This is a genomic window from Streptomyces sp. col6, from assembly GCF_008042035.1.
GTDB lineage: Bacteria > Actinomycetota > Actinomycetes > Streptomycetales > Streptomycetaceae > Streptomyces.
On record NZ_RDBL01000006.1, the window covers coordinates 473,323 to 482,800 of the forward strand.

Genomic DNA, 9,478 nt, shown 5'->3' on the forward strand with positions numbered 1-9,478 from the left:
GCAAAGATCACCTGGCGCCGATGAAGCAAGGCGTACAGAACCACTCCACAGGAGGACCCAGTGGCGAAGGCGAAGTTCGAGCGGACTAAGCCGCACGTCAACATCGGCACCATCGGTCACATCGACCACGGTAAGACGACCCTCACGGCCGCCATTACCAAGGTGCTGCACGACGCGTACCCGGACCTGAACGAGGCCTCGGCCTTCGACCAGATCGACAAGGCTCCCGAGGAGCGCCAGCGCGGTATCACGATCTCGATCGCGCACGTCGAGTACCAGACGGAGTCGCGTCACTACGCGCACGTCGACTGCCCGGGTCACGCGGACTACATCAAGAACATGATCACCGGTGCCGCGCAGATGGACGGCGCCATCCTCGTGGTCGCCGCCACCGACGGCCCGATGCCGCAGACCAAGGAGCACGTGCTCCTGGCCCGCCAGGTCGGCGTTCCGTACATCGTCGTCGCCCTGAACAAGGCCGACATGGTGGACGACGAGGAGATCCTGGAGCTCGTCGAGCTCGAGGTCCGCGAGCTGCTCTCCGAGTACGAGTTCCCGGGCGACGACCTTCCGGTCGTCAAGGTCTCGGCGCTCAAGGCCCTTGAGGGCGACAAGGAGTGGGGCAACACCGTCCTCGAGCTCATGAAGGCCGTGGACGAGAACATCCCGCAGCCCGAGCGCGACGTCGACAAGCCGTTCCTGATGCCGATCGAGGACGTCTTCACGATCACCGGTCGTGGCACCGTCGTCACCGGTCGTATCGAGCGTGGTGTCCTCAAGGTCAACGAGACCGTCGACATCGTCGGTATCAAGACCGAGAAGACCACCACCACGGTCACCGGCATCGAGATGTTCCGCAAGCTGCTCGACGAGGGCCAGGCCGGTGAGAACGTCGGTCTGCTCCTCCGTGGCATCAAGCGCGAGGACGTCGAGCGCGGCCAGGTCATCATCAAGCCCGGTTCGGTCACGCCGCACACCGAGTTCGAGGCCCAGGCCTACATCCTGTCGAAGGACGAGGGTGGCCGTCACACCCCCTTCTTCAACAACTACCGCCCGCAGTTCTACTTCCGTACCACGGACGTGACCGGCGTCGTGACCCTCCCCGAGGGCACCGAGATGGTCATGCCGGGCGACAACACCGTCATGTCGGTCCAGCTGATCCAGCCGGTCGCCATGGAGGAGGGCCTGAAGTTCGCCATCCGTGAGGGTGGCCGGACCGTGGGCGCCGGCCAGGTCACCAAGATCAACAAGTAATCACTTGTTCGTCTGACCTGGTTGCTCCGCACAGAGCACCAAGAAGGGCCCCGTCCCACCGTTCACGCGGTGGGGCGGGGCCCTTCGGTGTTGTACGGGCTTACGCGGCTGCCCCGGGCCGCCGGATCATGAACACGTCCACCGGGTCCTCCCGCTCGGTCACGAAGCCGTGCCGCTCGTACAGCCGGCGGGCGGCGCTGCCCTGGAGGACGTTCAGCCGTACCGGAGCCCCTTCGGCGTCCGTGCGGTCCAGCAGGTGCCGCAGCACGCCGGAGCCGATGCCCCGCCCCTGGAGCGACGCGTCCAGGAAGAAGCTCTCCAGGCACCACCCGTCCTCGTACGGCCGCAGCGTCACGCTGCCCGCGAAGCGGCCGTCCACGACGATGATCTCGGTGTGCTCGGGGAGGTACGAGTCGCGCAGCCGCTGCCGCACCCGGTGCTCGTCGAAACGGCCGAGGCGGACCAGGTCCGGGCGCATCACGACGGCCCGGAGCTCGACCATGTCGTCCAGGTCGGCGGGGGTGGCGGGACGCAGGTCCCAGGCTTGGGTGGTACGTACATGCATGGCCGGAGTCTGTCAGAGGGCGGGTGGTCCGGCGATCCGGTATCCCACGCCCGGGGTGGTGGCGATGACCGCGGGTTCGCCGAGCTTGCGGCGCAGGCGGCTGATGGTCACGGCGACGGTGTTGGTGAACGGGTCGGCGTGCTCGTCCCAGACCTGTTCGAGAAGGTCCTCCGCGCTGAGGAAGGCGGGGCTCGCGGTCAGGAGGGCTTCGAGGACCGCGAACTCCTTGACGGAGAGGTCGAGCCGGCGGCCGTCGCGGCCGGCGGTCCGGCGCACCGGGTCCAGCTCGATGCCCGCCGCGCTCAGGGTGCGGGGCCGGGCCGCGGGGCGGCGGCGGGCCAGGGCTCGGATGCGCAGGACGAGTTCGGGGAAGTGGAAGGGCTTGGCGAGGTAGTCGTCGGCGCCCAGGGTCAGTCCGCTGACCCGGTCGCCCGGCGTGCCGGCGGCGGTCAGCATCAGGACCATCGCGCGCCCTTCCCGCTCGCTGATCATCCGGCAGAGGGTGTCGCCGTGGATGCCCGGCAGGTCGCGGTCGAGCACGACGACCTCGTACGCGGTGGCGTCCAGTTTCGCCGCGGCGTCGATCCCGTCGTGGGCCACGTCCACCGCCATGCCCTGGTCGCGCAGGCCCTCGGCGACGACCTCGGCGAGGGCGCGGGCGTCCTCGACCACCAGTACTCTCACGGCGCCGCCTCCGCGCCCGCGCCGGGCAGGGTGAGGGTGACGCGCAGGCCGCCGGCCGGGCGGGCGCGCAGGTCCAGGGTGCCGTGGTGGGCCCGGACGACGGCCGCGACGATGGAGAGGCCGAGGCCGCTGCCCCGTCCGGTGCCGGTGCGGTCGCCGGCGAGGCGGCGGAAGGGCTGGGCGAGGTCCGCCACCCGCCGCTGGTCGAGGACGGGACCGTCCGACTCGACGACGAGGGACACCGTGCCCGGCTCGCCGCCCTCGGCCCGTACCGTGACGGCGATCGAGCCGCCGGGGCCGTTGTGCACGACGGCGTTGTCGATCACGTTGTCGACCGCGCGCCGCAGCAGTGTCCGGCTGCCGTGCACCCACGCGGTGTCGTCGATCCGGGTCTCCCGTACGGTCAGGCCGCCGGCCGCGATGTCCTCGGCCCGTGCGGTCAGGGCGGTGTGCGCGAGCCGGCCGAGGGTGAGGCGCGCCGGGTCGGTGAACTCGCCGTGCCGGCTGCGGGCGAGGACGAGCAGGCCCTCCAACAGCCGGTCCACCTGGTCGAGTTCGGTGCGCATCCGGGCGGCCAGCGTGGCCGTGGTCCCGGGCACCGGGCCCGGTTTCGCGAGCGCCACGTCCAGGGAGGCCCGCATCGTGGTGAGCGGGGTGCGCAGCTCGTGGGAGGCGTTGGCGACGAAGAGGCGCTGGGCGTCGAAGGAGTCCTCCAGGCGGCCGAGGAGGTCGTCGATGGTGTCGGCGAGGTCCTTCACCTCGTCGTCGGGGCCGTCGACGGCGAGGCGTTCGTGGAGGTTGTCGGCGGTGATCCGGCGGGTGGCCGCGGTCATCACGCGCAGCGGGCGCAGCACCCGGCCGGCGACGAACCAGCCGAGGGCGGCCGAGATCACCAGCATGACGCCGAGGGCGATGGCACAGCCGAGCAGGATCTGCCGGGTCTGGGTGTCGTGCGCCCCGGCGAGTTGCCGCTCCAGGTCGTCGATGCGGCCCCGGGCCTGTGCGGCCGTGGCGGGCAGGGCCGTGCCCCCACCCGGGGCGGTCCGGCTGTCCCTCGATCCGCCCGACGCCACCACGGCCGCGATGGCGAGCAGTGCCGTACCCGACAGCAGGAACAGCGTCACGTACAGAGCGGTGAAGCGGGTGCGGGCGCTGCCGTGTCGCAGGCCGAGGCGGGCGGCCGGGCCCGTGAGCCGTCGGAGCGGACCCCATGTCATCCGTGTGCTCCCCTCTTGCCACCGCACCGGGACCGGTACCGGGCCAGGCTAGGCGGAGGGGCCTAACAGCGGGATGACAGCGGCCGTTCGTCCCGTGCAACGTGCCGCGGCGCAGGGTGGCGCCCATGGACGACGAGAGTACGAAGGCGACGATCGAGGTCGTCGGTCTGCGCAAGCGCTTCGGGCCGCGGCAGGCTCTGGACGGGATGACGTTCACCGTGCGGCCGGGACGGGTGACCGGCTTCGTCGGGCCGAACGGCGCGGGGAAGTCCACCACCATGCGCGTGATCCTGGGCCTCGACGCGCCCGACGAGGGGAGGGCCCTGGTCGGCGGTGTGCCGTACCGCACCCTGCGCCGGCCGCTTCGGCAGCTGGGGGCGCTGCTCGACGCCGCCGCGTTGCAGCCGAGCCGCACCGCCCGCAACCACCTGCTGTGGCTGGCCCACTCGCAGGGTGTGCCGGCCCGGCGCGTGGACGAGGTGATCGAGCAGGCCGGACTGGGCACGGCCGCCCGGCGCCGGGCCGGCGGCTTCTCGCTGGGGATGCGCCAGCGCCTGGGGATCGCGGCGGCGCTCCTCGGCGACCCGCCGGTGGTCATGCTGGACGAGCCGTTCAACGGCCTCGATCCCGACGGCATCGTGTGGATGCGCGGCTTCCTGGCCTCGCTGGCCCGGGAGGGGCGCGCCGTCCTGGTCTCCAGTCACCTGATGGGCGAACTGGAGGACACCGCCGACCATCTCGTGGTGATCGGCCGCGGCCGGGTCGTCGCGGACACCGGCGTCGCCGAACTGCTCGCCGCCACGTCCGGCGGCCGGGTCACCCTGCGGACCTCCGCGCCCCCGCGTGCCACCGAGGTCCTGCGCGGCGCGGGCGCCACCGTCCTCGTCACCGGCCCCGGCACCCTCGGCGTCACCGGCCTGACCGACGAGGAGACCGTGGCCCTGCTCGCCCGGAACGGGGTGCCGTTCTCCCAGGTGTCCGCGCACCGCGCGACGCTGGAGGAGGCGTACATGGAGCTGACCCGGGACGCGGTGGAGTACCGGGGCGTCCCGGCGGGGGAGGCCACGCGATGACCGCGACCCGCACGGCCACGGTGCGCGCCGGCTTCCTCGCGACGCTGCACGCCGAGTGGACCAAGTTCCGTACGGTGCGCGGCTGGGTTCTCGCGATGGCGGGGGCGCTCCTGGCGACGATCGTGGTCGGCCTGCTCGGCACGGCGGCCCCCGCCCCCGCCGGACGCGGCTCCGATTCCGCCTCGTACCCGAGGGGTCCCGGCGGCGAGGCCGTCAACGACAGCTTCTCCTTCGTCCACCGGACGCTCACCGGCGACGGCTCCCTCACCGTCGAACTGCGGTCCCTGACCGGTCTGGCCGACACCGGAACCGGGAAGACGGCCCGCGGCGCCCAGCCCTGGGCGAAGGCCGGGATCATCGTGAAGGAGAGCCTCGCCCAGGGGTCTCCGTACGCGGCGCTCATGGCCACCGGCGGCCACGGCCTGCGCATGCAGTACGACTACACGCACGACACGGCGGGCCCCCGGGTCCGGCAGGGGTGGCTGCGCCTGGTCCGCTCCGGCGACGTTCTCACCGGTTACGCCTCCGCCGACGGCTCCCGCTGGACCCGGGTCGGCCGGGCGAAGCTGCCGGGGCTCGCGCGGACCGTGCGGGCCGGGCTCTTCACCACGTCGCCGCAGGCGAAGCAGGACACCGGGGCGGGCGCGGGCTTCAGCCCCGCCGTGGCCACCGGCACCTTCGGTCCTCCCGTCCTCACCGGCGGCTGGTCCCCGAGCCCCTGGCGCGGCACACAGGTGGGCGGCGATGCGGGCACCTCCGGCAGCTACACCGACACCCTCAAGGGCGGCTTCACCCCGGGCGACGGCGGCGGGTTCGCCGTGACCGGGGCCGGTGACATCGCACCGGTCGTCGGCGGGCCCGCCATGGGTGCCGGCTTCGCCGTCGAGAACCTCCTCGTCGGCACCTTCGCCGGGCTGATCGTGGTGATCGCCGTGGGCACGGTGTTCATCACCGGCGAGTACCGGAGCGGTCTGCTGCGTACGACCATGACGGCGACCCCTGTGCGGGGCCGGGTGCTCGGTGCCAAGGCACTGGTGGCCGCGGGCGTCGCGGGCGCCGTCGGTCTGGTCGCCGCCGCGGTCGCCGTCCCCGTCGGGGAACGCGGTGCGCGCGGAAGGGGCTTCCTCGTCCTCCCCGTCACGTCGGCGACCGAAGCGCGGGTCATCGCCGGGACCGGCCTGCTCTGTGCCGCCGCCGCCGTGCTCGCTCTCGGCGTCGGCGCCCTGCTCCGGCGGAGCGGCACGGCGGTCGCCCTGGTCGTCGCGTCGCTCGTGCTGCCGTTCCTGCTCGCCACCTCCGGCGTGCTGCCGCCGGGCCTCTCGGAGTGGCTGCTGCGGGTCACCCCGGCCGCGGGCTTCGCCGTGCAGCAGACCCTGCCCCGGTACGCGCAGGTGCTCAGCGTGTACGAGCCGTCGACCGGCTACCACCCGCTGGCACCCTGGGCGGGCCTCACCGTGCTGTGCGGATACGCGGCGCTCGCCCTCGGTCTGGCCGCCGTGCGGCTGCGGGGGAGGGACGTATGAGGCGCGCGAGCGGAACGTACGACTTCGGCCGTGCCGCGCGCGCGGAGTGGACGAAGCTGCGCACGGCGGGGGACACGGGCAGGCTGCTCCTGCTCGCCGTCGCGCTCACCGTGGCGGTCGGCTGCGGCACCGCGAAGGCCGTGAAGTGCCCGGACACGGGGTGTGGTCAGGACGCCGTGAGGCTCGCCCTGACCGGTGTCACTGTCGGGCAGGCGGTCGTCGCCGTCCTCGCGGTGCTGGCCGTCAGCGGCGAGTACGGGAGCGGGATGATCCGCACCACGCTCACGGCGATGCCGGGCCGGATCACCGTGCTCACGGCCAAGGCGACGGTCCTCACCGCCGTCGTCCTCGTCTCCGGGACGGCCGCGATCCTGGCATCCCTCCTCGCGGGCCGACTGATCCTGCCCGGCAACGGATTCACCGGGGCGCACGGCTACGCCCCGCTCTCCCTGGCCGACGGCCCGACCCTGCGCGCCGCCGCCGGCTCGGTCCTCTACCTCGTCCTCATCGCCCTGCTGGGCCTCGGCGTGGCGACGGCGGTGCGGGCTGCGGCGCCCGCCATCGGGATCGTGCTCGGGCTGCTCTACGTCTTCCCGGTCGTCACCGGCGTGGTCGACGATCCGGACTGGCAGCGCCACCTCCAGCAGATCTCGCCCATGACCGCCGGGCTCGCGGTGCAGGCCACGGTCCGTCTCGGCGAGCTGCCCATCGGCCCCTGGGCCGGCCTGGGTGTGCTCGCGGCGTGGGCCGCGACCGCGCTGCTGGCCGGGGGCCTGCTCCTGCACGGGCGCGACGCGTAGTCCGGCCGGGCCGGGCGGGACTCCGGGAGAGCGGGCCGACGGCGCCCGCTCTCCCGGAGAAAGCCGCATATCTGTCAAAGTGGCGCACATGTGCCACTACTGCGGCTGCCGTGAGATTCCGCTGATCAAGGAGTTCATCGCGGAGCACGAGTCCGTCACCGATACGGCGGGCGCCGCTCTGCGGGCCCTGGACGACGGCGACCACGAGCTCGTCGGGCCGCTGGTGGCCCGGATGGAGCGGGAGCTGCTGGCCCACTGGCGGGGCGAGGAGCAGGGCCTGTTCGCCGTGATGAGCGCCGACCCCGAGTACGCGGGGTACATCGACGCGCTCGTACGCGAGCACCGCGAGCTCGGTGCGTTCCTGCGCGGGATCGACCTGGGCCGCGCCGAGGACGTCGTACGGCTGCGCGAGGCGGTCGACGAGCTGCACCACCACATCGCCAAGGAGGAGGACGGCCTGTTCCCGGCCTCGCTCACGGCGTTGTCCGGGGACGAGTGGGACCGGTCGATGAGGGCTTGGCGGGAGGCGCACCCGGAGTAGGGCTCCGCTGTCAGCAGGGCGACCCGCAGTCGCTCGCCGCCTGCGGACCGGCCAGGACGTCGAAGCCGTAGCCGACGGCGGCGAGGCCCGCGACGGCCGCCGCCAGTCCGAGCGCGGTGCGCCACCGGCCCCGTACGGCGGCGAAGGCGGCCAGGGTGGCGACGGTCCCGCCGACGAGCAGGACCGGCAGGCCCAGCAGGAGTACGTCGGTGTTCCGCTGCCCCTCGAAGGCGCCGAAGAGGCCCCTCCGCCCGTACGGGAGCCAGACCGCGAGGCCCGCGAGAGCGCCGAGCAGCGCGGTGAGGAGCCCTGCAGAGCCGGTGAGGGCTTCGCGCCGGGGCGGCGTCGTCTGTTCGGTGTCCATGTAACGGAGGACGCCCGGTCCGGCCGGGAAGTTTCCATCCGGCGCGGTCGGGCCCAGGGGCGGCGGCAGATGGTCTCTCGGCAAGTCGCCTGTTGCGAGCGCCCGTTGAGTCGTTCCTGCCCTTCAAATCGGTTGACTCCGGAGGGAGGAATGCCGGACGTTCAGCCGTGATCCACCGATGCGCCACAGGGACGGGGAGACGGCACGCAGATGAGTTTCAGCGGAGGGGACCCGAAGCCGGGGCGCGGGAGGGGCCAGGCGGCGCCCGGCGCGGTGGACGCGGGCCCGCGCCATGAGCCGAGGCCACCGGCCCCCTTGCGGAGCGTCTCGGAGCAGGTGCACACCGCAGGGCGGGTCAAGGACCTGGGGAGGACGTTGCAGTTCAGCTGGCCGGGGGTGTACTTCGAGGGCCGGTTCCACGGGACCGGGATCGGCGTGGTGCTCAACTGCGCGGCCGCCGACTACGACGTCCAGGTCGACGGGGCCACTGTCGCCACCCTGGTCACACCCGGCGACACCACGTACTGGATCAACGGCCTGCGGGACGGCGAGCACATCGTCCGGGTCGTCAAACGCAACGACACCCCGGGGAACACCAGCACGTTCGGAGGCTTTGTCGCCGTGCCCGGGGGCGCCGTACTGAGCAGGCCCATGCCCCGGGACCATCAGATCGAGTTCATCGGGGACTCCATCACGGTGGGCTACGGCAATGTGCCGCACACCGGCGCCTGCGATCCGGAGCAGGTCGGGCGGAACACCAACAGCGACGTCAGCCACGGCGCCCTCACCGCCCGGCAATTGGACGCCGACTACCAGATCAACGGCTTCTCCGGCCTCGGCATGGTGCGCAACGTCGCGGGCATCTGCCCGGACGTCACGTACCGGACCTACTACGACCGCGCCCTGCTGGACGTGGACGGCGACGTCTGGCAGAACCCGGGGACGTGGCGGCCCCGGATCGTGGTGGTCAACCTCGGCTCCAACGACTTCTCCGACCTCACCCCCGGCGAACCGTGGACGCCCGACGGCCTCGCGGCCTCCTTCCGCACCGCCTACGACGAGTTCCTCCGGAAACTGCGGACGCGCCACGGTCCCGGCACCAGCCTTGTGGCCGTCGGCTTCGACCGGAACGCCGAGCACGTGCGGAAGGTGGTCGAGGCGCGCAACGCCGCCGGTGACAGCGGCGTCCACTACTGGTTCCTCGACCAGGCGGGCCTGGACTTCCTCGGATGCGACGGTCACACCTCGGCCCGCGACGACCGGCTGATCGCCGACCGGCTCGCCCCGTTCCTCAGGAGCCTGCCGACGGGGTGGCAGCGCTAGGCGGCTCTGTACGTGTCCGCCTCGCGGCATTCGCGGCAGTGGCCGGGCTCCGGGGCGCGGAAGACGCGGTCGCAGAGGTCGCAGTCCTGGAAGGGGTCGATCTCGGGGGCGGGGTCCGGTTCCGGGAGGTCGGG

At 72.7% G+C, this 9,478-nt stretch carries 10 protein-coding genes; 6 read left to right on the top strand and 4 right to left on the bottom strand.

Features of this window, described 5'->3' with window-relative positions:
- The first annotated feature begins 60 nt into the window (after nt 1–60).
- Nucleotides 61–1,254, top strand: a complete 1,194-nt coding sequence (gene tuf / locus EAO73_RS06185) for an elongation factor Tu (RefSeq protein WP_147970444.1) — start codon at nt 61–63, stop codon at nt 1,252–1,254.
- Between the two features lie 100 nt (nt 1,255–1,354).
- Here tuf and EAO73_RS06190 read toward each other — a convergent pair whose 3' ends face one another.
- From EAO73_RS06190 to EAO73_RS06200, 3 genes are read right to left on the bottom strand one after another with little or no spacing between them, the layout of a single operon-like run.
- A complete protein-coding gene (locus EAO73_RS06190) occupies nt 1,355–1,819 on the bottom strand; it encodes a GNAT family N-acetyltransferase (protein ID WP_147970445.1) in 465 nt (154 codons plus the stop codon).
- Nucleotides 1,820–1,831: 12 nt separating this feature from the next.
- Nucleotides 1,832–2,503 carry a response regulator transcription factor gene (locus tag EAO73_RS06195; RefSeq protein WP_191133955.1) on the bottom strand — a complete coding sequence of 224 codons (672 nt, stop codon included), beginning with the start codon at nt 2,501–2,503 and terminating at the stop codon, nt 1,832–1,834.
- Complete coding sequence (locus tag EAO73_RS06200) at nt 2,500–3,720, bottom strand: sensor histidine kinase (protein WP_147970446.1); 1,221 nt, start codon at nt 3,718–3,720, stop codon at nt 2,500–2,502. The genes EAO73_RS06195 and EAO73_RS06200 overlap by 4 nt, the downstream gene beginning before the upstream one ends.
- Nucleotides 3,721–3,845: 125 nt before the next feature.
- Between EAO73_RS06200 and EAO73_RS06205 the strand changes: the two genes are divergently transcribed.
- From EAO73_RS06205 to EAO73_RS06220, 4 genes are all read left to right on the top strand, one after another.
- Nucleotides 3,846–4,793 carry an ABC transporter ATP-binding protein gene (locus EAO73_RS06205; RefSeq protein ID WP_147970447.1) on the top strand — a complete coding sequence of 316 codons (948 nt, stop codon included), beginning with the start codon at nt 3,846–3,848 and terminating at the stop codon, nt 4,791–4,793.
- Nucleotides 4,790–6,316, top strand: a complete 1,527-nt coding sequence (locus EAO73_RS06210) for an ABC transporter permease subunit (RefSeq protein WP_147970448.1) — start codon at nt 4,790–4,792, stop codon at nt 6,314–6,316. Before EAO73_RS06205 ends, EAO73_RS06210 begins: the two co-directional genes overlap by 4 nt.
- The gene (locus tag EAO73_RS06215; RefSeq protein ID WP_147970449.1) at nt 6,313–7,116 is read left to right on the top strand and encodes an ABC transporter permease; all 804 of its coding nucleotides are present in this window, start codon (nt 6,313–6,315) and stop codon (nt 7,114–7,116) included. Before EAO73_RS06210 ends, EAO73_RS06215 begins: the two co-directional genes overlap by 4 nt.
- 88 nt (nt 7,117–7,204) lie before the next feature.
- Nucleotides 7,205–7,657 (top strand): hemerythrin domain-containing protein, encoded by a 453-nt coding sequence (locus EAO73_RS06220; protein WP_147970450.1) that lies wholly within the window; start codon nt 7,205–7,207, stop codon nt 7,655–7,657.
- A gap of 10 nt (nt 7,658–7,667) precedes the next feature.
- Here EAO73_RS06220 and EAO73_RS06225 read toward each other — a convergent pair whose 3' ends face one another.
- Nucleotides 7,668–8,021, bottom strand: coding sequence for a hypothetical protein (locus tag EAO73_RS06225; protein WP_147970451.1), 354 nt, complete (start codon nt 8,019–8,021; stop codon nt 7,668–7,670).
- Between the two features lie 210 nt (nt 8,022–8,231).
- Here EAO73_RS06225 and EAO73_RS06230 point away from each other — a divergent pair, with 210 nt between their 5' ends.
- Complete coding sequence (locus EAO73_RS06230; RefSeq protein ID WP_147970452.1) at nt 8,232–9,344, top strand: SGNH/GDSL hydrolase family protein; 1,113 nt, start codon at nt 8,232–8,234, stop codon at nt 9,342–9,344.
- Nucleotides 9,345–9,478 lie beyond the last annotated feature (134 nt).